The organism is Kitasatospora cystarginea (assembly GCF_039533515.1).
GTDB lineage: Bacteria > Actinomycetota > Actinomycetes > Streptomycetales > Streptomycetaceae > Kitasatospora > Kitasatospora cystarginea.
Map to the genome: position 1 here is coordinate 106,668 of NZ_BAAATR010000002.1, position 26,176 is coordinate 132,843.

The following is a 26,176-nucleotide window of genomic DNA, read 5'->3' on the forward strand; positions in this document are numbered from 1 at the left end:
CGGCAAAACCCATCACCTTGAAGTGCCGAGGTCAGTAACGGCCCCTCCGCTCACGGGTGAGAGGAGGGGCCGCCCCTTGTCCCGCACCGTCTACGGCAGGCCGGCGCGGTTCGCCAGCACGCGCAGCGCATCGTCCAGCGACTTCCGCCGGCTTCTGGACGCAATCCGTACGTGCGCCGGCCGTGGGCGCATCGCGGCTCCGGGGTCGGCGGCGGGGCCGGGTCCGAATCGGGTGCCGGTGGTACCGGATTCGGAGGGAGCGGTTCGGGGACAGGTTCGCCCCGCCGAGTCCTGGACCGGTCCGCGCGCCGCGCGCCCTGCTGGCGGCCGGCTCCGGTCACTGCAGGGCCCGGTCGTACGTCCGCCTCCTCCCGCACGACCGCCTTGTTCAGGTGCAGGTCACTGTGCGGTGGAAGCGCCGTCATCTGCTGTCGGCGCACCGCTACTTACTACCCGTCAGGCCCCAAGCGCCCAGCGCACGTACCGCGTCTTCGGCACGAAGCCAGCCCCCTCGAAGACTCCGAACGCCCCGGAGGGGCTCGCCGCGTCCATGCTCAGGATGTGGCTACCTCCCGGTGTTCACCGCCCGTGCCAGACGGTGAACCGCGCCCATGACCGTCTCCCAGCACGGTCGGACCTGGACGATTCCTCCCGATGTGATCAGTGGTCATGGGCGATCCGCGAGCAAGTGATCGGGGAGTCTTGGTTGTTGTGCCAGACGACGGCGACGTTCGACCTCGCGGCATCACGGTGAAGTCGTCCGGGAAACGCGGCCGCTGCCGACCGCACTGCGGCCCGTCAACCTCCGATCAGTACAGCCGGTAGCCGGCGCACCCCGACGGCAGGTAGGCAGACGGCAGACGGCGCGCCCGAAAACCTCGCACCGGACGCACCGTCATTTTCGGCAAATCTGGCGGTCGTTCCAAGCGCAAGGACGTTTCGAACTCCCGCTGCCCCCTGGACGGGCTGCTCAGGACACGTCCGGGCGCTCTAGCGACCGACCGAAGGAGTCGCAGGAGGCGCGGCGGAGCAGCAGTTACACCGATCCGACGTACTCCGTTCAAGCTCTGATTACCCCATCATGGAACGGTGTCCGGCGCGCCTACGCGCGTAGCACCGTCCTCTGTCACCCCACAGCACGAGGAGTCTGACTCATGCTCAGATCGAGATGCGCCACCCGCCCGCTCGCCCTGACCGCCGCCGCTCTGGCAGCGATCGCGGGCGCGACCGCCACACCCCACCGCGCTGCGGCGGCGACGCCGGCCGCAGCGACCACGCAGCACCGGATCCTGTTCGACAACAGCAAGGCGGAGACCGCCGGCAACGCGGACTGGATCATCAGCACCAGCCAGCCGGACCCGCTCGGGCAGAACGCCAACCCGCAGTCCGAGACCGACTGGACGGGGGCCATCTCCAGCTGGGGCGTGGCCCTCCAGAAGACCGGCCAGTACAGCCTGAAGACCCTGCCGAGCGGTTCCACCATCACCTACGGCACCGGTGGCGCGCTGGACCTCGCCAACTTCGACGAGTTCGTCCTGCCCGAGCCGAACATCCGGCTGAGCGACGCGGAGAAGACCGCGGTGATGAAGTTCGTCCAGAACGGCGGCGGTCTCTTCCTGATCTCCGACCACACCGTCAGCGACCGCAACAACGACGGCTGGGACTCCCCGGCGATCATCAACGACCTGATGACCACCAACTCGGTCGACAGCAACGACCCGTTCGGGCTCTCGGTCGACCTGCTCAACATCCAGACCGACAACCCGACCGCGATCAACGACGCCACCGACCCCGTCCTGCACGGGCCCTTCGGCACCGTCACCGGCAGCATCATCCGCAACGGCACCACCTTCACCCTCAAGCCGGCCGACAACCCCTCGGTCAAGGGCATCGTCTACCGCACCGGCTACTCCGGCACCACCGGCGCCGCCTTCGCGACCAGCACCTTCGGCAAGGGCCGGGTCGCCATCTGGGGTGACAGCTCGCCCATCGACGACGGCACCGGCACGGCCGGGAACACCCTCTACGACGGCTGGAACGACCCGGCCGGCACCGACGCCGCGCTCGCCCTGAACGCCAGCGCCTGGCTCGCCTCGGGCAGCGGCGGCACCACGACCGGCAGCGTCAGCCTCATCAACCCCGGTGCCCGGACGGCCACCGCCGGCACCGCCACCAGCCTCCAGCTCTCCGCCACCGACACCGCCGGGGGCAGCCTGAGCTACACCGCGTCCGGCCTCCCCTCCGGCCTGAGCCTCAACTCCTCGACCGGGCTGATCAGCGGCACCCCGACCACCGCCGGGACCTACTCCGTGACGGCCACCGCGACCGACTCCACCGGTCCGTCGTCCTCCACCACCTTCACCTGGACCGTTCAGCCCTCCGGCGGCAGCGGCTGCACCGCGGCCCAGCTGCTCACCAACCCGGGCTTCGAGGCCGGTTCGACGGCCGGCTGGACGGAGACCAGCACCGGCGGCAGCGGCACCATCAACAGCAGCTCCAGCGAGCCGCCGCGCTCCGGTACGTACGACGCCTGGCTGGACGGATACGGCAGCACCAACACCGACACGCTCGCCCAGACTGTGACCCTGCCGGCCGGCTGCACCAGCTACAACTTCAGCTTCTGGCTGCACGTTGACACCGCCGAGCCCGGCACCGCCGCGTACGACAAGCTGACGGTGACCGCGAACGGCACCACCCTGGCGACCTACTCCAACGTCAACGCGGCCGCCGGCTACCAGCAGCACAGCTTCGACCTGGCCGCCTACGCCGGCCAGACGGTGACCCTCAAGTTCAGCGGCGCCGAGGACTACACCAAGCAGACCTCCTTCGTCCTCGACGACACCGCGGTCAACGTGTCGTGACCGAGCGCCGGTTGCCCTCCGCGCCGGAGGGCAACCGGCGTTCGCGATCGGACCGCCCACGGCAGCAAGCGCATCCGGCACGCGTCGGTCGGTGGGCTGACCGTCTGCTACGACGTGCTCGCCGCCCCGGGCGGTTCGGATCAGCGCCTGATCGCGCTCACCCCTACCAACGCCGCGGCCGGACAGGCCCTGCGCACGCTGGTGGCCGGCCGGGCCAACTCCCTTGCCCGCCCCGGCGTCCACGCCATCGCGGTCTGACGCTCCAGACGGCAGTTCACCGCACCACCGGCTGGCCGTCACCCGTCAGCGCGGGCGCACCCATGGGACTCGGCCACGAAGGATCGGTTCCGGGAAACCTGGAGACCCTGCGGAAGGAGGGAGATACGCTGCCCCGGACGCCGATCAAGGTGGCGTCTTCGTCGACGGTCCGAGTTGTGTTGGGGTGTGTGGTTCGTGTTGGTTTCCGGCAGGGTTCTGAGGTTCGACGACGTCCGCGGGTACGGTTTCATCGCATCCGACTTGGGTGGTGAGGACGTCTTCATGCACGCGAACGACCTGACGGAGGAGAAGTACCTGTTCCGTTCCGGCGTGCGGGTCGAGTTCGAACTCCAGGACGGCGATCGCGGCCCGGTCGCGTCTCAGGTCCGGCTGCTCGACTCCGCCGGATCTGACGGCTCGGCAGCGAGGCCGGCACCACAGCGGCGACTGCTCCGCTCGGGCGACCTCGCGAACGGCGGCGTGAGCGCAGACGCGAGCTGCGGCGCGAGCGATGCGCTGCCGACCGCCGACTTCCGGCAGCAGCTGACCGAACTCCTCCTCAAGGAAGTGCCGACACTGACCTCCGCCCAGATCCTTCAGATCCGGGAAGCCGTCGTCGCGTCCGCGCAGTCACGCGGCTGGGTCGCAGCCTGACTCATCGCCCCTGCCGGATGGCCGATGCCCTCGCCGGTCCGAATCGCACCCAGATGAGCGTCGAGTCCGCCCGAGCCGGCCCCCGGCCGGTATCAGGCGGACTCGATCCGCTCGACGATCAGCTCCCGCAGTTCTCCGGTTCTCGGCAGGTGGAGTCCGGGGCCGGCGGCGGCCTTGGCATCCGGTTCTTCCGGATGGGCGCCGGCCGCGAACGGGGGGAGACCGCTGGGCCGGATCGCACGCCAGGAGCTCCTGGGTGCCTGCCCCGGTCCGCCGCTCCGCCTCCCTGACGAGACAGAGGAGTTGGCGCCTCACACACGCCCACGAGCCGCCCCGGCGCATCGGTTGGACGGGCGCGTCACACCCACCGGAGCCAACCAGTCCTGCCGGACGGTGATTCGGGCTACCACCGAGAGGGCCGGTCAACCCGGAAGTAGTGGCCCTTCTCCAGATCGTCGACGAGCCCGGGACCGGTCGGCCGCCACCCCAGCAGCTCACGGGTCAGCGCGCTCGAAGCCGGGCTGTCCACCGCGACGAGGCTGGCCAGCCAGCCGAAGTGCTCGCCCGCGTCCTCGTGGGAGACGGCGGCCACCGGGAGGTCGAGCTGCCGGCCGATCACCTCGGCGACGGCACGGATCGGCACGCCCTCGTCGGCGACCGCGTGCAGCATCGATCCCGCCGGAGCCGTCTCCAGCGCCAGCCGGAAGAGGTGCGCGGCATCGGTCTGGTGCACCGTCGGCCAGCGGTTGGACCCGTCACCGAGGTAGCCGGAAACGCCCTTGTCGCGAGCGATCGCGACCAGGGTCGCCATGAAGGCGTGATCTCCCTCGCCGTGCACCGTCGGGGGGAGCCGCACGACGGACGAGCGGACGCCGCGGGAAGCGAGGGCGAGCGTCGCCCGGGCATTGGCCATTCGAGTCTCCGCACCGCTGATCAGGGACGCCGCCGCCCCGGAGTCGGGACCGAGCCCGTCGGCTTCGGTCACCACCTGCCCCGGTGCGAGCCCGATCATCCCGGAGGCGATGACGAACGGTCGATCAGATCCCGCGAACACCTCTCCGAACGCCTCGATGGCGCGGCGATCCGCATCGGCAGCGCCCTGGAAGTCCCCCGAGAAGGCGATGTCGTGCTTGAACGCGAGGTGGATCACACCATCCGACGCGGCAGCCGCACTCCGCAAGCTGTCGAGATCGTCAAGAGTGCCGCGGTGCACCTCGGCCCCGGCCTCGGTGAGGGCGGCGGCCGAGGCGTCCGAGCGGGCGAGCCCGACAACCTGATGGCCCGCGCCGATGAGCTCGGGAACGACGGCGGAGCCGATCCAGCCGGACGCTCCGGTGACAAAAACACGCATGAGAAGACCTCCAGGTGAGTTCTGGATCCCTGCAACAGGCATGCGCGACGACAGGTCGCGATGTCAGGGACTGTCATCGCTCACAGCGTAGCTCCGATGTCAGTCGCTGTCATCAGCTAGGATTCAGCACATGGGTCGATGGGAGCCAAACGCGCGCGGCCGGCTCGAACAGGCGGCACTGGAGCTCTACATCGAGCGCGGGTACGAGCAGACCACGGTGGCGGAGATCGCCAAACGGGCCGGGCTGACGGAGCGGACGTTCTTCCGGCACTACGCCGACAAGCGCGAGGTCCTGTTCGCGGGCGCGGGCGCACTGCAGGAGCTCTTCGTGAGCGCCGTCGCCGGGGCACCTGGTTCCGCGGCGCCGATCGAGGCGGTGGGCGCGGCCCTCGAGGCCGCCGCCGTCGTGCTCCAGGAGCGCCGTGACAGCGCTCGGCGGCGTCAGACCGTCATCGCCGCGAACGCGGAGCTCCGAGAACGGGAACTGATCAAGCTCGCGTCGCTGTCCGCGGCACTCGCCGACGCACTGCGTCAGCGCGGCGTCGCGGACACGGCCGCAGGTCTGGCCGCCGAGGCGGGGATCGCCGTATTCAAGATCGCGTTCGAACGCTGGCTCGACGAAACCGGCCGGCGGAGCCTGGCGCAACTCATCCAGGAGTCACTCGACGAGCTCAGGGACGTGACGGCGGGCCGCCCGTCCGCAGAGCGCTGACCGGCTTCCCCCTCCCCGAGGAGTTCGAACTCCGCACCGCCGATCCGAGCGCTCCGGGGGCAAGGGCTCTTCGGCTCCTGGGACGCCGCTAGCGGCGGCACGAAGCCGCGAGAATCAGCAACAGGAGCGCGATCGCCACCATCTGGAGGCAGCCACGGCCTCCGACCGGATTCCTCCGGTCGACCTCGACATGGCCACCAGGGGGAACACCGGGGTGCCGCTTGGCATAGTGCTCGATCTGCTGTTGCTCGCCCTGGGACTCGGTGAGCCACGGTGTCTTGAAGCTGCACTCACCGCACCAGTAGCGGTACGCCATGCTGACTCCTCGGATGTCGCCGTACGCGGTCGTCCTCTCCATCACCGGCACGCGGTGCGGCCGATCGGCGGGTGGCCACCGGACCGGGCCGGTTGCCCGACCGCCCGGGCCGTCGCCCCCACCCTCCGCGGCCCTGCAACCTGCCGCCGTCCGTGCGGCCACCCGGTCACTGATCGTGGAGTCCGCGCTGATCTGCGGACAGGCCAAGGCACCGGCCAGATGTGACCGGTCGTCACGATAGGCTCACGAGCGGCCATACTGGCGAGTAGGGAGGCGACCCGGTGACAGATCAGCTCGGCCCGCTGCTACGTCGGCTGCGCCATCAGGCGGGGCTGACGCAGGAGCAGGTGGCGGAACGTTCCGGGGTGAGCGTTCGCACCATTCGCCGGCTGGAGACCGGCAAGTCCACCGATCATCGGCTGGGAACGGTGAACCTGCTGGCGGACGCCCTCGATGTCGGGCACGAGGACCGCCGACGGCTGGCGGCCACGCTCGCGAGATCGCAGAACGAAGTGGCTTCGGGGGTACCTGAACCGGTTCCCGTACCACCCGCGTTGGTGGCCGATCCGCCCGAATCAATGGCGGTTCCAACCGAATTGGTGACTGTTTCGGCCGAACCGATGGCTGACTCGGCCGAGTTGACCACCAGTTCACCGGAACAACTCGACGAGCCTCCCCCGCCCGCGGTCCCCTCGCCATTGCCGGTGCCCGGTGCGCTCGCCGACGCCGCGCAGGAGCTGGCGAGGGAGGTCAGGCGTCGCTGGCGTCGCGAGGAGGGGCAGCGCCGGGTCCACGATCCGTTTCCGCTGCCGGTCCGGTGGCAGCAGGCGCCCGCCGGCCTGACGGACCTGCAGGAGAACATCCAGCGTCTCGGGCCGGGGGTCGTGCCGCGCCAGGTGGACCTGAGCGGTGACCTGCGGAGCGTGGCCGAGGTCTACCGGCGGATCTCCTCCGGCCGATTGGTGATTCTCGGCCGGGCCGGCTCGGGCAAGTCGATTCTCACGATCAGGTTCGTCCTGGACGTCCTCGAAGCCTCGCCCGTTCCCGGCCGGGTACCGGTCATCTTCAGTCTCGGTTCCTGGGACCCGACGGCCATCACACTCCGGGACTGGCTGATCGGCCGGCTGCTGCGCGACCACCCGCACCTGGCCCGCAGGAGCCCCAGCGGGTCGACCACGGCCTCCGCGCTGGTCGACGCCGACCTCATCCTCCCGGTCCTGGACGGGTTCGACGAAATCGCTGAAGGCCTGCGCCGGGAGGCACTCGAGGCACTCAACGCCACCTCGCTCCCACTCGTTCTCACCAGCCGTCGCGGCGAGTTCGCCGAAGCCGTCCAAGCGGCGCACGCACCGCTGGTCTGGGCTGCCGGCATCGAGCTCACCGACCTCGCCATCGACGACCTCGTGACCTACCTGCCCCGGACCGCTCGAACGGTCGGTCACGGCAACAGCAGCGGCCACGGTGGCGACCACGACGGCGACGGCGGGACCGGGGCGGTGTGGGACGTCGTCCTCGGGGAACTGCGCGCCCGGGAAACCCCGGCGAGCGCGCCCCTTGCCGAGGTGCTGACCACCCCGCTCATGGTCATCCTGGCGCGCACCATGTACAGCGAGACGCCCGGCCGGAATCCGGCCGAACTGCTGGACACCACACGGTTCCCCACCAGGAAGTCCCTGGAGGAACACCTGCTGGCGGGCTTCGTGCCGGCCGTCTACCGGCGCCGCGTCCCCGAGCAGACCGAGGGCGGCCAACGACGCCGGCAGCCGAACCGGGACTCTGACCGCGTCCGGCGCTGGCTCGGCTACCTCGCCCACCACTTGGTCCGGCTCGACCACGACCGGCAGGACCTCGCCTGGTGGCAGATCGGCGACTCGCTGCCGCGCTCGACCCGCATCATGGCCGTCGTGCTGGCGACCGCGCTGTGCATCACCCTGTCCGACTGGCTGGTCTGCCCGTTCGTCACCCGGCTCGGGATCGGCGAGATCCTGCTGCAGGGGAGCCTCATGGGGCCTGTCGCCGGACTCGCCTTCGGAGCCGTGTACGCAGTCATGATCGCGTACGGCGGCGGGACGGCCTTCGAGCCGGCGCGCGTGCGGCTGCGGCTGCCCGGCGCCCACAGCCGCATCAGCCGCCGGCCGATCCACACGTTCACCGGCCGTTTCGGCAACGGTCTGTTCGGCGGATTCGTCATGGGCGTCGGATTCGCGTGCGCCCTCGCCCTCGAGCGCGCGGTGTACCCGGGGATCCCGCTCGACAACCCTGCCGTGATCGAGGGCATCCTGATCAACATGCTGGTCTTCGGGCTGATCTTCGGCTCGGCCGCCGGGCTGGTCTTCGGGCTCACAGCCGCACTGGAGGCGCCCGTGGACGTCGCCTCCGCCGCCACACCGGTCGGCCTGCTGTCCGCCAACCGCACCACGGTCGGCCAGCAGGTCCTCGTCCTGGCGCCACTGCTCACCCTCGCGATCTCCCTCGGCGGGCGCCTGGTCGTCGACCTGCTCCAGGGCCCGCTCGGACCGCTGAACTGGGGGCTGTCGGACGGGCTCCTCATCGGTGCGGTCGGCGGGCTCGGGGGTTCGGTCTCCTACGCCCTCGCCTTCACCGCCTGGGGGCAGTGGGTCCTGCTGTCCCGTGGCTGGCTGCCGTTGACCGGCAAGCTGCCCTGGGACACGGTTGCCTTCCTGGACGACGCGTACCACCGCGGAGTGCTGCGCCAGACCGGCGCGGTCTACCAGTTCCGCCACGTCCGGCTGCAACACCACCTCGGCCACACGTTCCGCCAGCAGCAGGCCAACTACGTGCCGGCCAGATTCCCCTCCGCGCAGAGCGGACCCTCGTGACGGCAGGAGCCTGCCGTCCGCCGAGGCGGCGCAGCCACGTGCCGGGCTGACTCACCGCCCGGCACCCACCGAGCCTGCTCGTAAGACCGGTGCGTACGGCTGCCGGTGAGCCTTCCGTGACGACCGGTCATAGATGGCCGGTGCCCTGGCCTGTCCCCGGAGCCGCACGAGCACCACCATCGGAGCTACCCGGTCCGCGGCACCGGGGTCCGGAGTGACCGGCCCGGAACCGCGGACACCGCCCACGGTGTGCGGGGCCGCACAAATCCTTGCGGTTCACCAGGCGGATCACATCAGCTGCCGCCCGCTCACCTCCCCGGCGCCGCGTCAACTCACCGCAGTGCCAGGACCATCTACAGATCGAGGAGTCCGATGAAGTCCCTACGTCTGACCGCCGTCGGCGCGACGCTGGTGCTCGCCGCCCTGGCCGGTGCCGGCCCGGCGAACGCGGACGCGTCGACCGCGGCCGGCATCCTCCAGGCCGGGGCCCAGCAGGGCGTCGCCGACGGATACCCCGGCGTGATCGGCCTGGTACGCCAGGGCGACACCACCCAGTACGTGCACGCGGGTGTCGGCGACATCAACACCAAGGTGCCCGCCGATCCCAAGGCCCAGTTCCGGATCGGCAGCAACACCAAGGCGTTCACCTCCACCGTGCTGCTCCAGCTGGAGGCCGAACACCGGCTCTCGATCGACGACACCGTCGACAGGTGGCTCCCCGGCGCGGTCAACGCCAACGGCTACGACGGGACGAAGATAACGATCCGCCAGCTGCTCAACCACACCTCCGGCCTGCCCGATTACGCCAAGGACTCGGGCTTCGCCCTGACCTACGCCATCAACGCCAACCCCAACCAGCCCTGGCCGCCGCAGACCCTGGTGAACCTCGCCCTCGCGCAGCACAAGCCCACCTCCGCGCCGGGCGAGCGGTGGGAGTACGCCAACACCAACTACGTGCTGGCGGGCATGGTGATCAAGGCCGTCACCGGCAACGACCCGGCCACCGAGATCCAGCACCGGATCATCGAACCGCTCGGCCTGCACAACACCGGCTTCCCGACCGCCGATCCGGCCCTGCACGGCAACTACCTGCACGGGTACGAGTATCCGGTGATCGGCATCGTGATCAGGGATGTCACGGCCTCGGACGTCCAGACCTTCGGGGCCGCCGGAGCGGTCGTGTCGACCCTGGACGACCTGGCCACCTTCTCCCGGGCGCTGCTGACCGGACAGCTCCTGCCGCCGGCGCAGGAGGCCGAGCTCAAGACCACCGTCCCGGTCGCCAGCGGCAGCACGACCGGCTACGGGCTGGGCATCATCCACGAGCAACTGCCCTGCGGGCAGTGGGCCTGGGGCCACAACGGCGCCGTGCTGGGCTACTTCAGCGACTGGCTGGCCAGCGAGGACGGCACCAAGCAGGTGGTCCGCGCCAACAACGAGTTCCACCTGCTCGCCGGGACGAAGGGCCAGCAGGACACCGGCAACGCCACGCTCAACGCCTTCTGCGCGCTCTGACCCCTGACCGGACCGCAGCCCTTCCACCCGGTGCCCCCACGCCCGGCACCGCGAGCGCGGGGGCACCAGGCACGCCGGACCGGAGTACCGGACGGCACCGGAGGACTGACGGCCCGGACGAGCGGCATCCACTCCCGCACCGTGAATGTCACCCGCGTTCCGAAAGGACGAGCATGAAGTCACTTCTACCCACCTGGCGACTGCACGCGAAAGCAGCCGTCGCCGCCGCGGCGATGTCCCTGGCCGCGTTGCTCGGGGCCGCGCCCGCACACGCGGACGCCGCCTCCGTTCCGGCGTTCACCGACGGGTTCGGCCTGACCCAGGTCGGCGCCCCCGAGGTGCACTCGAGCACCGACTTCACCATCACCGTGACCACCCGGCAGCTGTCCGGTGAGCACAGGATCCGCATCTTCCTTCCCCAGGGCTACGGAGCGGACCCAGGCAAGCGGTGGCCGGTGACGTACTTCCTGCACGGCGGAGGCGGCACCGTGGACGACGCCGCGGCCGCCCCCGCGCTGCACTCGGACTCGATGATCACCGTGGTGCCGGACGGCGGTCTGAAGGGCTGGTACGCCGACTGGGCCATGCAGAACACAGCCATGGGCGCGGCGAACTGGCAGACCTTCCACACCACCCAGGTCGTCCCCTTCATCGACGCCAACCTGCGCACCATCGCCGACCGGTCCCACCGGGCCGTCGTCGGCCTGTCGATGGGCGGCTACGGCGCACTGCGCTACGCCGAGGCCCGTCCCGACCTGTTCGGCCACACCGCCTCGCTGTCCGGCGGCATCGACTTCGGCATGGCGGAGATCCGCGCGGCCGTCCTGGCCACGGAACTCAACGTCACGGGCGCGTGGTGCGCCGTGAGCACCTCCACCCCTGCGGGTACCGGCCGGTGCACCGGTTACGGGCCCTACGTCGACAGCGACGCGATCTTCGGCTCGCCGTACCCGGTCTTCAACGCGGACCACATCTGGAACGAGGTCGACCCCGCCGCCACCGCCAACCTGGCCAGGCTCGGCGGAACCGGCATCACGCTCTACACCGGCAACCAGTGGCCCATCGACCACTTCACCGAGATCGCCTCCAACACCGTCAAGACCCGCCTGGACCAGCTCCGCATCCCCAGCCGCCTGGTCGACTACGGCAACGGCTCGTCGCTCTCCCCCACGTGCGACGGCGGCCACGACTACGGCTGCTGGGCTCCCGCACTCGCCGACTACATCCCGCGGCTCCAGGCCGCGTTCACCGCGGCGAGCTGATCCCTCCTCCGGCTGACGGATCCGCCCCCGCGCCCTGCGGTCACGAGACCGGGGAAGGCGGCGGGCCCGAAAGCCGCGAGCTGTGAGACGGCTGGCGGCCACCTCGGCCGCCGGCCGAAGGTATCGCCTCGGACGGTTCGCCGTGTGAGGCGATACCTTCGGCCTCTCGCCGGTCCTGGCAGCCGGGATCAGGCCGGTCCGATGCGGTAGGGGCGCATCATCTCGTTGTCCTCGTGGTCGAGCATGTGACAGTGCCACATGTACCGGCCCGGCTGATCGAACTTCACTCTGACCCGGGTGACGCCGTTCGGATACGTGATCACGGTGTCTTTGAAACCGTTCTCCCAGGGATCGGGAGGGCGGGCTGCCTGTCCGGCTGGTTGCCGGTCGACCACCTGGAACTGCACCTCGTGGATGTGGATCGGGTGGGCGTCCTTCGTGAGGTTGTGGAACTCCCAGATCTCGGTCGCCCCGAGCGCGGGGTCCTCCGTGATGGGACCGTCCCACCCCATGAGGACCGGCTTGCCGTCGGGCCCCAGGGTACCGAGCAGCACTGCGCGGGGGCCCACCCCGTTGAGGCGGGCGGAGTTCACCTCGTTCAGGGAGAGCTTCCGGGTGCGGCTCGCCGGGCCCAGGGGTCTGAAAGCGGGGAGGGCGAGGTGGGCGGGTGGCACGGTGGTATCCGGCGCCGTGAGCGGCCTCACGACGAACTTCATGACCTGCCCGGTGGTCCTCGGGTCGGCCGGTTCGAAGTCCGTACCCGCAGTGCCACCCTGGAACGGGGCGTCCGGGGCCTCGTTGACGAGGTAGAGCTCGGTTCCGACCGGGAGGGAGGTGAAGTCGACTATGACGTCGGCGCGTTCGGCGGGTGCGGTCAGCAGTTGGTCGCGCTGGACCGGTGCGGGCAGGAAGCCTCCATCGCTTCCGATCTGCCAGAAGGGCAGGGCCGGCGATGCCGGTCGGCGGGCCGACCGATCGGCGATGATCTTCAGGATCAGGAACCGTGAGTTGCACCCGTTGAGGAACCTGAACCGGTAGCGGCGCGGCTCCACCGAGAGCACCGGCCAGGTCCTGCCGTTGGTGACGATGGAGTTGCCGAAGAACTCCGGGTTCCAGATCGGCGCTATGTCACTGCCGGGAACGTAGGGGCCTTTGAACCCGTCGAAGAACGCTCGGCTCGTCGGATAGGACAGGCTGCCGTCGTTGTTGAAAGACCGGTCCTGAATGACCACGGGTATCTCGTAGTACCTCGTCCCCGGGGGGTCGGCCGGCTTGGGCGCGGGACCGGGAAGCACGCCCTGCGGCAGGTCGTCAGGCCCACCACGCAGGAGATAGAAGCCTGCCAGTCCGGCGTACACGTTCAGCCGGGTGACACCCAGCGCGTGATCGTGAAACCAGAGCGTGGCGGCTCGGCCACGGTTCGCGTACTGGAACACCGCCGCTCCACTGCCCCAGCCCTGCCCGAACCGCACTGCGAACTTCCTCCCGAACTCCTCGTAGAAGGAACCGACTGACGCGTAGCCTCTGGGGATGTCGCGCGCGTCGGGCAGGTACCACGCCTCCGCATAGCCGTCGCTCTCCTCCTCGTTCAGCCCGCCGTGAAGATGGGTCACGATGGGTACCGGCCCTCGGTAGGGGCCCGGAGTCGAGGTGAACGCGGGACGTGAGTCCCGTCCCGACAGCCCGCCGGGAGGATTCGCCCAGTGGAGTGTGGGATCCACCGGCAGCAGATGCGGCAGGTAGCGGCCTTGGGCGTTGCGCAGTTGGTTCATCCAGGTCACCCGCACCGCCCTGCCGAACTCCGCCTCGATGGTGAGGGCGGGGAAGCTGAAGGTTCCCCTGTGCCGGACCGATCCGTATCCCCAGACGGTTGTCGCCGGGTTCCCCGGAGGCAGTACTTGCTGCCGGAACTGCCGCACACCGATCGTGTAGCGGTCCACGTCGGCCTTCCGGTCCCGGTAGTCCCTCGGCATCACCGGGGGTATCACCAGCTCGGCGACATACTTCTCCACCTTTGTCGGGTCCAGCGCACCTGCCGCCCGCACCGGCAGTGCCGTCTCGGCAGGCAGCAACAGACACGCGCCACCGACGGCCCCCGCCTCCAGCACACGTCGCCTCGTGATCATAAGGATTCCTCCCGGGGAAAAGCAGGTGGCAGGGGCGGCGGCGAAGCGACGGCCGCGTGCGCGCGCTCGGCCCGGGGAACGGTCGGCGGTCGACTGCCTCGTACTCACCGGACCGCCTCCCGAGACCACGGAGGCGGTGCTGGCTTCCCGCCTTCTGGCGGGTTCAGGCCGATCCGTCGTCCCACCGGAACTCCGGGCGGATCCCCCGCTTGATCAAGTCCCGTCCGATCATCTGGAGTCGGAACATCGCGGCCACGTTCGGCGGTGCGCCGTTCGTCCAGCAGGTCTCCAGATCGATCAGCAGCTGCTTCAGGGTGCGGTTGAACTCGGCCGAGGGGTTCGGCCGGGCCTGGGATGACCCGAAGTCGTACACGTCCGGCAGGGTGACGGGTGACCCGCTGAAGCTCCACTTCTCACCGACCTTCACCAGCCGTTTCTGGACGTACAGCTCCTTGAAGAGGTAGTAGTGCGCATGGCCGCCCCCGTCGCCGGACGGCTCCTCGGGCGACCCCTGCGTCCCCTCCCCCTCGCTCTTGATCCGGTCGATGGTGTCGATCGCGTCGGCGACGGTTCTGATCGGGTTCGTGGCCGGCAGCTCCACCGCGTGCGCGTCCTGGTCGATGTCGGGCTTGACCGCCTGGAAGGTCGCGATGATCGTGTCGTAGAAGGCACCGATCGTCGCGGGCGGCAGCTCGGCCTGCAGCGCGATGGGCGGGAACTCGGGATACTCGATCTGCATGAACACCGCGAGCTGTTCCCTGCGCAACGGCTTGAGGTCGACCGGGAGTTCCTGCGGGATGCCGCCGGGCAGCTCACTGAGCGGATAGCTCGGCAGGAAGTCCGCGTGCGCGATCGACGGGCGGCCGCCGACCGCGGCCAGGAGGTTTCCGGCGAGTGCGAAGTGGCCCATCTCCTGACTGACGATCCGGTGCAGCACGCCCTCGGTGCGGTCCGGATCGTTCTGGACCGACCACTGCGCGCACAGATAGGGCGGGATCGTGGCGAACTCCAGTCGCATCGCCAACTGCAGGGCGCCCTTGAGGTCGTCCAGCGAGAGGATCCTCGCCTCGACGTACTCCCTGATCGTCTTCATGCGCGGCACATCCGCGGTCACCGGATCCACGTCACAGCCCCAGCTTTCTGAGTTCGTCGTCGATGATGCGCTGCGCCTCGGGCGTGACGCCCGGAAAACCGAGCAGCGGTACGTTCCCGACATAGCCGATCGCCTTGAAGCCGATGTCGGACGTGAAGTAGCCGACGAGCACCAGCGACCGGAACCTGATGAAGAACTTCCGGTCCGCCGCGGTGGTCGAAGCGATCTGGTCGACGATCGCGCGCTGTCGGGAAGGGTCCAGCTCGACGAACCCGGCCCCGAACTGGCGCTGCGCCTCCGCGTCGACCATGGCGAGACCGGCCGTGATGACCGCTCTGTGCCCCTGCTGGGTGCCGTACGGAGCGCTCACCCACTCGTCGAAGAAGTCGGTGATCCCCATCCCGCTCGGCGCCGGGTACTCGCCGGTGCCCGGCAGGATGATGTCGGCGAGAACCCCGATGAGTGCGCGCTCGCGCTCAGAGAGCGTGCGCGGCCAGGGCGTGTGCGGCGTCACCAGGTTGGGATCGGTGCCGTAGCCCGGCGGCGCGGTGCCGACCCCGGCGGCATTGTGCTGGTCCATCTCTCCCTCGGTTTCTGATCTGCCGTCATGCATGCGATTGCTGCCGGGTTTTCGGTCGGGCGCACGCGGTCACAGTCCGCCGCCCTTCATCAGTTCGAGGATCCGGGCCGAGCTTCGCGCCGCCAGCGCCAGGATCGTGAGCGTGGGGTTCTTGTCCGGGCTGGACGCGAACGCGGCGCCGTCCATGACGAACAGGTTCTTCACGTCCCAGCAGCGGTTGTAGGAGTCGAGTACGGAGTCCTGCGGCGAGGTGCCCATCCGCGCGCCGCCGACCTCGTGGATAGCCCCGCCGCCCGGCGACATCTTGAACTCGCTGTTGTCCGGCGCCCCGCCGAGCAGGGTGAAGACCTTGTTGAAGGTCTCCTGCATGTGCATGGCCTGCTGGACCTCCGAATCCCCCCACTTCCAGTGGAACTGCAGCACCGGGATGCCCCACTTGTCCTTGGCCGTGGCATGGAGTTCGCAGAAGGAGTCCTCGTTCGGGATCATCTCGCCCTCGCCGATGAGGGTGATGCTCGTACCGAACTTCCGCCGCACCTCCGCGCGCAGGTCGTCGCCGTAGGTCGCGGACCCACTGTCCACCAGACCGCCGACGCCCGTGGTCGGCATCCTGCGGCCGCCGCGCGGCTCGATGTGGTACCCGCGCGGAAAACCGAGCTGCCCCTCGGCCTGCTCCTGCAGCAGCCACCACGGCACGTAGATGTGCGGTGTGAACATGCCGTCGTCGTTCAGCACCGGCAGCTTCTCCAGCATCGGGATCTGCGACGACCGCGAGAACTCGACCGAGTCCATCAGGTACTTGCCGACCAGACCGCGGCTGTTCCCGATCCCGTTGGGGAATACGTCGCTCCTCGAGTTGAGCAGGATGCGCACCGACGAGCAGGTTCCCGCCGCCAGCACCACCACCCTTCCCGTCACCGAGAGTTCGGATCCGGTCTCCCGGTCGTTGTAGGTGACCCCGGTGGCCCGGCCGGTCGCGTCGACGTCGACCCGGGACACCATGGCGTTGCACACCACGGTGAGGTTCCCGGTGGCGCGGGCGGGCGGAATGAGGACGGTCGTGCTCTGGAAGTTGGAACGGCTGGAGCAGCCGCTCGTACACGGCGTCGCGTACAGGCACGCCGCACGTCCGTTCAACGGGCGGGTGAGAACGGCCGCCCGGATCGCCGCCACCTTCATGCCCAGGTGCTCGAACGCCCTGGTGAGGACGGCCTCGTGGGCGCGCGGGGGCGGCGGCGGAAGCTGGACGCCGGGCGGGGAGTCGGGGGCGTTCTCGATGCCGTGCGGAAGGCCGGTGACGCCGATGAGGCGTTCGGCCTTGTCGTACCAGGGCGCCAGATCGTCGTACTCGATCGGCCAGTCGAAGCCCAGTCCGTCACGCGTCTTCGGCTTGAAGTCGTAGGGGCCGAAGCGTAGCGCCACCCGTCCCCAGTGGTTGGTGCGGCCGCCCAGCATCCGCGGCCGCCACCAGCCGAACGACCGGTCGCTGTCCGGCAGGGTGCCGTCCGCCTGGGTACCGTCCGGCCGGACGTAGGGCTCATCCGGGATGGCCCAGCCTCCGCCGACGGTGGCGTCGTAGAAGCCCAGCTTCTTGTCCGACGTCACGGCCGCCCGTAGCGGCGCGGCCTCCTGGGTGTTGAACATCGGCGTCTCGGTGCCGGGGTCGTAGTCCCGGCCCGCCTCCAGCATCAGGACCCGGAGGCCCGCCGCGGCGAGTTCGTGCGCCGCCATTCCACCGGCGGCCCCGGAGCCGACGATGATGACGTCAAACGCCTGTGTATCGGACACGTGGCCCCACTCTTTCACCGGATATCGTCGCGCGAGACACGCCTGTCACCCTCGGTCATCGAGCCATGACAATCCTCGCAGGGCCCATGGCGGGCCGCGACCCGGCAGCGGATCAGCCGGCCCGCCGGACAGCCGCACGAGCGGCTGCTGAAGTCCGAGTCCACCGGCGGTCCGGGCCCCCGGCCGCGTCCGGATCCCGGAAGTCCGGGACGCACCCCGTCCCGTACGGTTAGCATCCCCAGGTATGGATCTTGCGTTCGCACAGCACTTCGCCGAGGAGTGGGCCGCCGCCTGGAACTCCCGTGATCTGGAGCAGGTCCTGGCCCACTTCACCGACGACGTCGTCTTCACCTCGCCCAGGATCGTCCACTTCCTCGCGGACCCCTCGGGCGAGGTACGCGGCAAGGACGCCCTGCGCGCGTACTGGACCAAAGGGCTCCAGCACCTGCCCGATCTCCACTTCACCGTCGAGGACGTCCGGGCCTCAATCGACACCGTGGTCATCAACTACCGCAACGAGCGGGGCCAGGCGGTCGCCGAGGTGCTGACGTTCCGTGGGGGACTCGTCTGCCGGGGCCTCGGTGCCTACGGGCCCGAGATGTGAGACCGCCGGACCGCTCCCGCACCGATCGGCCTGCCGAGTCCGCGACCTGACGCGATCGGTGCCGGAGAGGCCGTCCGCGTGAGGGCCCGCGGCGCCGCCTGCCCGTCCTGGACGGATGCGGGAGCCGGCGGGATTCGAACCCGCGGACGGGCTCGGAGCAGGTCCGCCCCTCCCCCATCGATCGCCACCCGGGGTTCCTCCGGGTGGCGACTGCAATCGGCCGCTCTGCCACGGTCCGCATCCTGCGGGATTGCGCGGTCCCGCTGCGGCGATCGTATGGAAGCCCGCCGGGACGGCGCCACCGGGTTTACCGGGAACGGTACGGAAGGGCCGCAAACCGGTAAGCAGCGCCCGGGAGAACAGGTCACTGCAGGATGTTCACCGCGCGGGCGACCACCAGCACCACCGTCAGCAGCGAGATCGTCGACTGCGTCATCATCAGCATCTTGGCCCAGCGCGAGAGCGGCATGGTGTCCGTCGGGCTGAAGGCCGTGGCGTTGGTGTAGGCGACGTACAGGTAGTCGAGGAAGCCCGGCTCCCAGGCGGGCGGGGCGATCTCCGGCTGCTGCATCTGCGGGAAGAGCAGGTCCGGGTAGTCCGCGGTGCCGAGAGCGCGGGCGGCCGGACCGCCGCGGTCCCACTCCCAGTACCAGAGCCCGAAGGCGATGACGTTGGTCGCCCAGATCGCGCCGCCCGTGATCAGCAGCTCGGTCGCATTGGAGCCGCCGGCCCCGCTCACCAGCTCGCGCACCAGCTTCACCGCCGACCAGCCGTTGGCCAGGCTGATCGCCCCGACCAGACTGAGGTTCACCGCGCGCAACGCGCGCGTGCTGAGGTCGAGCCGGCGGTGCGGGTGCATCACCACCTGGGCGCAGAGCAGGCCCAACTCCAGTGCCGGCAGCATCCACTGCGGATGGATCGTCAGCCGGGCGGGCAGGACGAGTTGCAGGCCCACCGCCACCAGGATCACGACCGTCACCGCCCAGCGCTGCTCGGCCTCGGTCTCGGTGCGCCAGACGGGCCGGATGGCCGGCGAGGTGCCGGCCGGCGTGGAGGTGGTGGTGGAGATCAGCGCTTCGATCCGGTCGAGGCGCTGGTGGAGCGCGGCGGCGAGCTCAGGGGTGGCGCCGGGTCCGACGGGCGTGTCGGGCCCGGCGGGCTGATCGGCGTCATCATGCTGTTCGTTCGCGGGACTGGGGCTCATGACGATCATTGTGAAGTGTCCGCCCCGGCCTCAGGGAGGCCCGGCCGATTCCGGTTACGGGACGGGCGCCGGCCCCCTGACCGACGACCGACCGGACTGACGTCGGGTCAACTCCCCACGACCGCTGCGGGAAGCGGACCGCCGACCGCCCGGCCCCGGCGAAGCCGCAGCAGTTGTGGTCCTCCTGCCCCCGAAGCGTCGGATGCCGGGTGGTCACGGCTGCCGTGCACTGCCCTCCGGCTCCGCCCTCCCCCGTACCCGGGTCTTCCGGGCCTCCCGTTGGGACCGGGCCACCCACCATCCGGCCAGGACGACGAGCGCGCCCACCCCGATCCTGATCAGCACGCTCTCCGCGTCCGCCGGTGAGCGGTGCACCCATTCCCAGGAGAGATAGCCCAGCGCGGCGGCGACGAGCACGGCGAGGACCGCGAGGCGCCCTCCCACCCCGCGGGCTCCCCTGGTCAGCAACGCCGCCGCGGAGGACCCGGCGAGCAGCAGGAGCACACCGGCGAGCGTGAAGGCCATCGGCAGACCGGGCACGAAGAGGGCGCACGCGAGGAGTACCCCGCCGGCGGCGACGGCGAGTTCCACCGCCCGGGTGCCGAAGCGGCTCCGACGGGTGAGGAAGGAGACCATGCCCCAGACGGCCAGGGTGTAGCCGCGGAAGGCGGCGAGGACCATGCCGACCGACTTGGTCCCGTGCGGGCCCGGGGCGTGCGCAGCGGCATGCCGGGGCTTGAGCGCGGTCACGGTGTTGGCGGCGGCCGCGGCCGCGTGGGCGATCGTACGGGCGAAGGTGTCGCTGCCCATGTCGCCCGGGATCCGCTCGCGCCCGATCGCGTCGGCGGCCCGCCACAGGTACCAGAGGTCGTCCGTCCGGAGCACGCCGCCGGTGTCCTTCTGCTTGCCGTCGTAGCAGTCCAGCCAGGTCCGGCTGGCCTCGGTGCGGTCGTCGGGGGCCTCGCCGCGGATCGAGTCCGCCAGCGCGCCGATCTCCTCCCGGAGGATCGAGGTCTGCACCGATCTGCTGACCGCCCGGACGCAGGCCGCCAGCCCGGCCGCGTCGACCGCCGCCGAACCCGGCACCGTGGCACCACCCGGGCCCAGTCGGGCAGTGTCGTCGGCGCCGCCCCGCACCTGCCCGGCGGAAGCGGAGACGGCCGGAGTGACCGAAGCGGTCTGAACCGATGGGTCCGGCGTATCCGGTGCGTCAGGCACCTCCGCTGCGTCAGGCCCGTCCGCCGCCTTCCGGGGAATGACCGTGACGACGCTCTCGATGAAGCGCCGGCACTCCTCCTCGTCCTCCAGTTCCCAGCGCTCCGCGAGCCAGTCGCGGTCGAGGGCGCCCTGCGGGCCGGTGGCGACGGCGCACTCCCGGAGGAGACCGAGCAGTTCGTCCGCGCGGCGCCGCCGCAGCTCGGAGCTCCGCTCGGGCGAGGCCGGCCCGCCGTCCGCCAGCACCGCGCCGCACTGCCGGAGCCGGTCGGGTGAGAGCAGCATCCGCACGATGTGCACCGCGCCGTCCATCCGCCCGTGCAGCCAGTCGTTGACCCGCCAGGACGGGCGGTAGAACGCGCCGAAGTGGTGGAGCTGCACGCCGGTCAGCAGTTCCGGGGCGGTCGACGAGAACTGGATCAGCTCCACCTCCTGTTCGACCTCCTGGCTCGCGCCCGCGAAGGCGAGCTGGACCACGTCGAGCCGGAGCATCCGCCGCAGTAGGTGCGGTTCCGCACCCTCGACGGGTACCGGTCCCGGCGCGAACAGGTAGTCGTGCAGGTCCGCCAGCCGCCGGCTCTCCAGACGCTGGGACTCGACGGTCCGCCCGATCGCGACCACATCGGCGATGGCGTCGCGGCAGGCCCCCAGGTGCGCGGCCACCTCGCAGGCCTGCTGGTACTGCCGCTGCCTGCGTTCACCGCTCCCGCCCTGCGTCCCCGTCCGCACCCAGCCGTCGACGACCTGGTCGAGCCAGCGCGCGAGAGCGTCCGGGGCGGTCACCGAGCCGAGCCCGTCCGGCTCGCGGGCCGGCATGGGCGGGAGGCGGCGCAGCTCGCCGTCCGGCATCTCCACCTCGCCGCCGGCCGGGGCGCCCGCCCAGTAGGCGTCCAGCGTCAGCCGGTCCCGGCGGATGCCCTCCACCGTGCGGCTCAGCCGGCTGCGGGCCGCGACGATCTCCCGGCGCTGCGCGGATCGCATCGGCGAGAGCAGGACCGCTCGCCGCAGTACGTCGACGGCCAGGTCCGCCAGCCGTTCGACCGTGGTGATGCCCCAGTCCCAGTCCGCGCCCGTCCGGGTCAGGGCGGCGTCGAAGGGGTCGGCGGGGATGAACGAGCCTCCCCCGCCCCGCTTCCGGTGGAGCAGCCCGCGCAGCGTGTCGGCCAGCTCGCGGCGGCTCCAACCGGGCTGCCCGGGCCGCTGGCCCGCCGCGATGAGTCCAGCGATGATCCGGGCGGCGTTCTCGATCCGGACCTCGAGGTAGCCCTCCCACGCCCGTCCGGACAGGTCCTCGGCACCGCCCGTCAGCGCGGCCGCCAGCCGCTCCCTGGCCCGCCGGCGCAGGTTGACCGCCTCGTTGCGGGTCCGGATCTCGGTGAGCTCCCGCGACACCGAGTCGGTCGAACGAAGCCGGGTGAGCACGCCGAGCAGCGCGTCCCCGGCGTGCGGGAGGTTCTCCGGTGACGGCACCTCGGTGGGCAGGGTGGTGGTCTCGGTCGGGTCGGGCACCACGTACGCGAGCACCCGGCGCACCTGTACGCCCGCGGGCTGCCGGTAGACCGCCTCCAGTGCCGGGCGGATCGGCTTGTTGAGCAGTACCCCGCCGTCGAGCACGTACTGCGACTGCCCGAAGTCGGCGCCGCCGGCGGTGGACGGCCACGGTCCGCCGCCGGGAGCGGGCGGACCAGTCACCTCGACCCAGTGCGGCTCGAACGCCCCGGGGAAGGAGGAGGTGCACCTGGCCGCGCCCGCGAGCTGGTCCACGACCGAGTCCTGGGCCAGGTCGCCGAGGGCGCCGGTGCCGTCGGCGGGACTGCGAACCTGAAGGTCGCGTCGTGGTCCACCTCGGTGATCCCGATTCCCATGTCGTCGGTGAACGAGGTGGTCCGCCCCTCCCAGAGGGTGCCGGTGAGGATGAGCTCGACCGGACGTTCCGCGGCGTCCCGGGCCGGCCGGCCGGCTCCCGCAGGCGGCGGGGAGGCGAGGACCTGCCGCAGCGCGCCGGTGAGCGTCGGCAGGAAGTACTCGTCCCCCATCAGCAGGGACGGCGGGTTCTTCCGGAGCGGGCTGCGCAGCAGCCGCTCCAGGCTGCCCTCGGTGCGCCACAGGTCCCGCATGGCGGTGAGGTCCCGGTTGCGTGCGAGCCCGAGCGCGAGGAACGCGCCGTTGATGCCGCCCGCCGAGGTACCGGCGATCACGTCCACCCGTGCCTCGGACTGCAGCAGTTCGAGGAGCGGGCGATAGGCCGTCAGGTTCCAGCGACGGACCATCGCCAGGTGGTGGAGTTCCAGCGTCACACCGCTCATCCACACGGCCAGGCTCACTCCCCCGTTCAGCACCACGGCCAGGCGGATCTCCTGGCGGTCGAAGTCCGCGTCCTGGGCCGCGCCGCCCAACGGGTCAGCGCCCTCGTGCGCCGTGTCCACCACAACGTCTCCTCGGTTCGTCCTCGGACCTGCTGTTGGCAGTGTCGGCCAGGGCCGGCGGGGCCGCCGCCCCAGCACGCATTCGGCCCCTTCCCCCGGCGGCTCGAAGCCGGCTCGGGACGGCGGCGGAGCGGCCGGGGTCTCCCGGTCCGGCCGTGGTGCGCCGCTGGTCCCGGCGATTCGACACGGTCCGGCGGCGGGCGGACGATGGCTGGAGGACAGGGTCGAAGCGACCGGACCGCTGGCGTCCCCGTGGCGGAGGTCTCGCGCATGGACCGCGGATATCAGGGTGCCCGAGGGGCCGCCGAGGTGCGAGCCCGCCTTCCCGTCACGGCGCCCGGGGGTACCCGCTCGCCCGTCCGCCTCGAGTTACTCGGCGGTTTCGCCCTCCTGGTCGACCAGCAGCCGGTCAGCGTTCCGGCGGGTTCCGAGCGCGTGCTGGCGTTCGTCGCACTCCGCCGCTGCCGGGTGCCCGTGCCCAGGCGCCTGATCGCGGGGACGCTCTGGCCGGACGCGGCCGAGCACTGCGCCTACGCGAACCTGCGGGCGGCGCTGTGCCGGCTGGGCGGCGAGGGCAGACGGGCTCTGGAGATCAGTCCAACCGAGGTCGGCCTGGCCGCGGAAACCACCGTCGACCTCCACCGGGCCCGCTCGCTCGCCCGCCGGGCGCTGGACGACGCGCCGGCCCCGGCGTACGACCTCGGTCTGGCGGCCGTCGCCGACCTGTCCGCCGATCTGCTGCCCGGCTGGTACGAGGACTGGCTGCTGTCCGAGGCCGAGGAGTGGCGCCAACTGCGGCTGCACGCCCTGGAGATCCTCGCCGAGCGGTTCACCACCGCCCGGCGGCACGGCGAGGCGGTCGCGGCCGCCCACGCCGCCGTCCTCGCCGATCCGCTGCGGGAGAGCAGCCGGGCCTGCCTCATCCGGGCGCACCTGGCCGAGGGCAATCCGTCCGAGGCGATGCGTGATCTGAGGCACTACGAGCAGCTGCTCCGACGGGAGTTGGGCCTCCGGCCGACGCCGTGGCTGAACCGGCTGGTGGCGCACGCGGTCGCACCGCCGTCACACCCCGGTCACGCCGGCCGCGCAGAGTGGGAGTGACCGAGGGCCGCGGGGCGAACGCCCGGTGCGCCCGGCCGGAAGGCGCTGCGCGTACGGCTGGAGGAACGATGCCGAACGTCAAGATCGAAGTGACCAACGAGAGCAGGACGCTCACGGACGACGAGGTCAAGGCGGCCATCCCCGCGCTGCAGACCCAGGTCAGCCGGGACTTCGCGCCGGTCTGGGGGACGGATGCCCAGCTGTCGTTCGCGGCACCGGCGGCGCTCTCCGACGACTCCTGGTGGCTGGTGGTGCTGGACGACTCCGACCAGGCCGGCGCCCTTGGCTACCACGACGTGACCTCGAACTTCCTGCCGCTCGGCAAGGTGTTCGCGGGCACCGACAAGAAGTACGGCCAGCAGTGGACGGTGACTGCCAGTCACGAGCTGCTGGAGATGCTCGGCGACCCCGACATCGACCTCGTGGTGTTCGACCAGCCGACCGGGACCACGGGCAGGCTGTACGCCATGGAGGTGTGCGACGCGCCCGAAGCCGAGGAGTACGCGTACAAGATCGGCGACACCCTGGTCAGCGACTTCGTCCACCCGTCGTGGTTCCAGCCGCACGCCGCCAACGGCAACGGCAACGCCGACGGCGCCGGGTTCGACCACGGCGGTTTCATCAAGAAGCCGCTCGAACTACTGCCCGGCGGCTACATCGGCGTCTTCGACGTCTCGTCCGGCACCGGATGGACCCAGCAGACCGGATCCGAGAGCCCCGCCTACGCCAACCGGCCGCACGTCGGCAGCCGCCGTGAGCGGCGCCGCACCCCGCGCGACCAGTGGCTGCCGAGCACCCGGAGGTCCTGATGTCCGACGGTGACCCGCTGTCGGGCGTGGACCACCTCGTGGTGCTGATGCTGGAGAACCGCTCGTTCGACCACATGCTCGGGTTCCTCTACCCGAACAACGTCTCCGACGCCGGACAGGAGTACGCCGGGCTGACCGGCGACGAGTCCAACCCGGACAAGGGCGGACAGGCCGTCAAGGTCCGCCGCATCGAACCCACCGACCGGCACCCCTACTTCATGCCCGGCGCCAACCCGGGCGAGGGGTACCGCCCGACCAACGCGCAGCTCTTCGGCAGCCTCACCCCTCCCACGCCGCCGGTCGCGACCATGCAGGGATTCGTGACGAACTTCGCCGACACCCTGGTGCTGCGCAAGCAGAACCCGCACCAGACCGTCCTCCCGGGCACCGTCGCCGACGACATCATGGCCTGCTTCGCGCCCGAGACGCTGCCGGTCCTGTCCGCCCTGGCCCGCGGCTACGCGGTGTGCGACCACTGGTTCGGCTCGGTCCCGACCGAGACCATGCCGAACCGGGCCTTCGCGTGCGCCGCCACCAGCCAGGGCCACCTGGACGACCACACCCACAGCTTCACCTGCCCCAGCATCTTCGGCCTGCTCAGCAAGCACCAGGTGACCTGGCGGGTCTACGGCTACCAGGACCCCCCGCTGACCAGCGGCAACTTCCCCGACATCCACAGCGCGTCCGCCGACCACTTCGGTGTCTTCACCGACTTCCAGACGGACGCCCGGACGGGGAAGCTACCCGCGTTCAGCTTCCTGGAGCCCAGCTGGCAGGCCGCCGGCAACAGCCAGCACCCCGTCCTCGACGTGGCGTTGGGCGAACAGCTGATCCAGCAGGTCTACCAGACCCTGCGCGGCGGCCCGGGCTGGAACCGGACCCTGTTCGTGCTCACCTACGACGAACACGGCGGCTGCTACGACCACGTGCCGCCCCCGGCCTGTGCGCCACCCGCGGACGGCACCGCGGGCGAGTTCGGCTTCGGCTTCGACCGCTTCGGCGTACGGGTGCCGACCGTGCTCGTCTCCCCGCTGATCGCCCGCGGCACCGTCTTCCGGGCGCCGGGCGGTGCGACACCGCTCGACCACACCAGCATCCTGCGCACCCTTGAGCAGCGCTGGTCGCTGCCGTCGCTCACCGCCCGGGACGCCGCCGCCAGTGACGTCTCGGCGGTGCTCACGCTCGGCACACCGCGCACCGACGACGTCCTCGCGGGAGTCACCGCACCGGCCGCGGCGGCCGTCAACCCCGCGGCGGGCGAGGTCACCCACCTCCAGCAGGTGTACGCCGACCTCGTCGCCCGCCGGATGATCCCGGGCCAGGCGGCCGCGCTCGACCACAGTCCGCCCACGCAGTTCACGCCCCAGGCGTACGCGGACTTCATCCAGACCCGCCTCCAGGGCGTCCCCGTCCACGGGGGCCAGGACCCAGCCCGGGGAGGCTGACGAGCCATCCTGTGAC

At 70.8% G+C, this 26,176-nt stretch carries 19 protein-coding genes, 1 tRNA gene and 1 pseudogene; 11 read left to right on the top strand and 10 right to left on the bottom strand.

Going from position 1 to position 26,176, the window contains the following annotated elements:
• Positions 1-1,154 precede the first annotated feature (1,154 nt).
• The 3 genes and pseudogenes from ABD369_RS02440 to ABD369_RS02450 all read left to right on the top strand — a co-directional run bounded on the left by ABD369_RS02440 (position 1,155) and on the right by ABD369_RS02450 (position 3,773).
• Positions 1,155-2,861, top strand: a complete 1,707-nt coding sequence (locus ABD369_RS02440) for a putative Ig domain-containing protein (protein ID WP_344634498.1) — start codon at positions 1,155-1,157, stop codon at positions 2,859-2,861.
• Between the two features lie 60 nt (positions 2,862-2,921).
• Positions 2,922-3,119 (top strand): annotated as a pseudogene (locus ABD369_RS02445) (hypothetical protein); the annotation flags it as partial.
• Between the two features lie 195 nt (positions 3,120-3,314).
• Positions 3,315-3,773 (top strand): cold-shock protein, encoded by a 459-nt coding sequence (locus ABD369_RS02450; RefSeq protein ID WP_344634499.1) that lies wholly within the window; start codon positions 3,315-3,317, stop codon positions 3,771-3,773.
• Positions 3,774-4,176: 403 nt separating this feature from the next.
• Here ABD369_RS02450 and ABD369_RS02455 read toward each other — a convergent pair whose 3' ends face one another.
• Complete coding sequence (locus tag ABD369_RS02455; protein ID WP_344634500.1) at positions 4,177-5,124, bottom strand: SDR family oxidoreductase; 948 nt, start codon at positions 5,122-5,124, stop codon at positions 4,177-4,179.
• Positions 5,125-5,254: 130 nt separating this feature from the next.
• On the opposite strand from ABD369_RS02455, the gene ABD369_RS02460 reads away from it, so the two are divergent.
• Positions 5,255-5,836, top strand: coding sequence for a TetR/AcrR family transcriptional regulator (locus tag ABD369_RS02460; RefSeq protein WP_344634501.1), 582 nt, complete (start codon positions 5,255-5,257; stop codon positions 5,834-5,836).
• Positions 5,837-5,924: 88 nt separating this feature from the next.
• Here ABD369_RS02460 and ABD369_RS02465 read toward each other — a convergent pair whose 3' ends face one another.
• On the bottom strand, positions 5,925-6,194 hold the full coding sequence (locus tag ABD369_RS02465; protein WP_344634502.1) for a hypothetical protein: 270 nt from the start codon (positions 6,192-6,194) through the stop codon (positions 5,925-5,927).
• Positions 6,195-6,433: 239 nt separating this feature from the next.
• Here ABD369_RS02465 and ABD369_RS02470 point away from each other — a divergent pair, with 239 nt between their 5' ends.
• The 3 genes from ABD369_RS02470 (at position 6,434) to ABD369_RS02480 (ending at position 11,769) form a co-directional block, all read left to right on the top strand.
• Complete coding sequence (locus tag ABD369_RS02470) at positions 6,434-8,992, top strand: XRE family transcriptional regulator (RefSeq protein ID WP_344634503.1); 2,559 nt, start codon at positions 6,434-6,436, stop codon at positions 8,990-8,992.
• Between the two features lie 372 nt (positions 8,993-9,364).
• Positions 9,365-10,507 carry a serine hydrolase domain-containing protein gene (locus tag ABD369_RS02475; protein ID WP_344634504.1) on the top strand — a complete coding sequence of 381 codons (1,143 nt, stop codon included), beginning with the start codon at positions 9,365-9,367 and terminating at the stop codon, positions 10,505-10,507.
• A 173-nt stretch (positions 10,508-10,680) separates the two neighbouring features.
• Positions 10,681-11,769, top strand: a complete 1,089-nt coding sequence (locus tag ABD369_RS02480) for an alpha/beta hydrolase (RefSeq protein ID WP_344634505.1) — start codon at positions 10,681-10,683, stop codon at positions 11,767-11,769.
• 188 nt (positions 11,770-11,957) lie between these two features.
• On the opposite strand, the gene ABD369_RS02485 is transcribed toward ABD369_RS02480, so the two are convergent.
• The 4 genes from ABD369_RS02485 to ABD369_RS02500 form a co-directional block, all read right to left on the bottom strand.
• Complete coding sequence (locus ABD369_RS02485; protein ID WP_344634506.1) at positions 11,958-13,895, bottom strand: multicopper oxidase family protein; 1,938 nt, start codon at positions 13,893-13,895, stop codon at positions 11,958-11,960.
• 163 nt (positions 13,896-14,058) lie between these two features.
• Positions 14,059-14,988 carry a ferritin-like domain-containing protein gene (locus tag ABD369_RS02490; protein ID WP_344634507.1) on the bottom strand — a complete coding sequence of 310 codons (930 nt, stop codon included), beginning with the start codon at positions 14,986-14,988 and terminating at the stop codon, positions 14,059-14,061.
• Between the two features lie 31 nt (positions 14,989-15,019).
• On the bottom strand, positions 15,020-15,568 hold the full coding sequence (locus ABD369_RS02495; protein ID WP_344634508.1) for a gluconate 2-dehydrogenase subunit 3 family protein: 549 nt from the start codon (positions 15,566-15,568) through the stop codon (positions 15,020-15,022).
• Positions 15,569-15,637: 69 nt separating this feature from the next.
• Positions 15,638-17,356 (bottom strand): GMC family oxidoreductase, encoded by a 1,719-nt coding sequence (locus ABD369_RS02500; protein WP_344634509.1) that lies wholly within the window; start codon positions 17,354-17,356, stop codon positions 15,638-15,640.
• A gap of 244 nt (positions 17,357-17,600) precedes the next feature.
• Between ABD369_RS02500 and ABD369_RS02505 the strand changes: the two genes are divergently transcribed.
• Complete coding sequence (locus tag ABD369_RS02505; RefSeq protein ID WP_344634510.1) at positions 17,601-17,960, top strand: nuclear transport factor 2 family protein; 360 nt, start codon at positions 17,601-17,603, stop codon at positions 17,958-17,960.
• 119 nt (positions 17,961-18,079) lie between these two features.
• Here ABD369_RS02505 and ABD369_RS02510 read toward each other — a convergent pair.
• The 4 genes from ABD369_RS02510 to ABD369_RS02525 form a co-directional block, all read right to left on the bottom strand.
• Positions 18,080-18,197 (bottom strand) — tRNA-OTHER (locus tag ABD369_RS02510).
• Between the two features lie 127 nt (positions 18,198-18,324).
• Complete coding sequence (locus tag ABD369_RS02515) at positions 18,325-19,164, bottom strand: hypothetical protein (protein WP_344634511.1); 840 nt, start codon at positions 19,162-19,164, stop codon at positions 18,325-18,327.
• A 213-nt stretch (positions 19,165-19,377) separates the two neighbouring features.
• Positions 19,378-22,143: a DUF3376 domain-containing protein gene (locus ABD369_RS02520; RefSeq protein WP_344634512.1), complete on the bottom strand. Its 2,766-nt coding sequence runs from the start codon at positions 22,141-22,143 to the stop codon at positions 19,378-19,380.
• Positions 22,068-22,805: a patatin-like phospholipase family protein gene (locus ABD369_RS02525; protein WP_344634513.1), complete on the bottom strand. Its 738-nt coding sequence runs from the start codon at positions 22,803-22,805 to the stop codon at positions 22,068-22,070. Before ABD369_RS02525 ends, ABD369_RS02520 begins: the two co-directional genes overlap by 76 nt.
• Before the next feature lie 270 nt (positions 22,806-23,075).
• On the opposite strand from ABD369_RS02525, the gene ABD369_RS02530 reads away from it, so the two are divergent.
• The 3 genes from ABD369_RS02530 (at position 23,076) to ABD369_RS02540 (ending at position 26,160) form a co-directional block, all read left to right on the top strand.
• On the top strand, positions 23,076-23,906 hold the full coding sequence (locus ABD369_RS02530; protein WP_344634514.1) for an AfsR/SARP family transcriptional regulator: 831 nt from the start codon (positions 23,076-23,078) through the stop codon (positions 23,904-23,906).
• A gap of 68 nt (positions 23,907-23,974) precedes the next feature.
• Positions 23,975-24,715 (top strand): hypothetical protein, encoded by a 741-nt coding sequence (locus ABD369_RS02535; protein ID WP_344634515.1) that lies wholly within the window; start codon positions 23,975-23,977, stop codon positions 24,713-24,715.
• On the top strand, positions 24,715-26,160 hold the full coding sequence (locus ABD369_RS02540) for an alkaline phosphatase family protein (RefSeq protein ID WP_344634516.1): 1,446 nt from the start codon (positions 24,715-24,717) through the stop codon (positions 26,158-26,160). The genes ABD369_RS02535 and ABD369_RS02540 overlap by 1 nt, the downstream gene beginning before the upstream one ends.
• Positions 26,161-26,176: the final 16 nt, after the last annotated feature.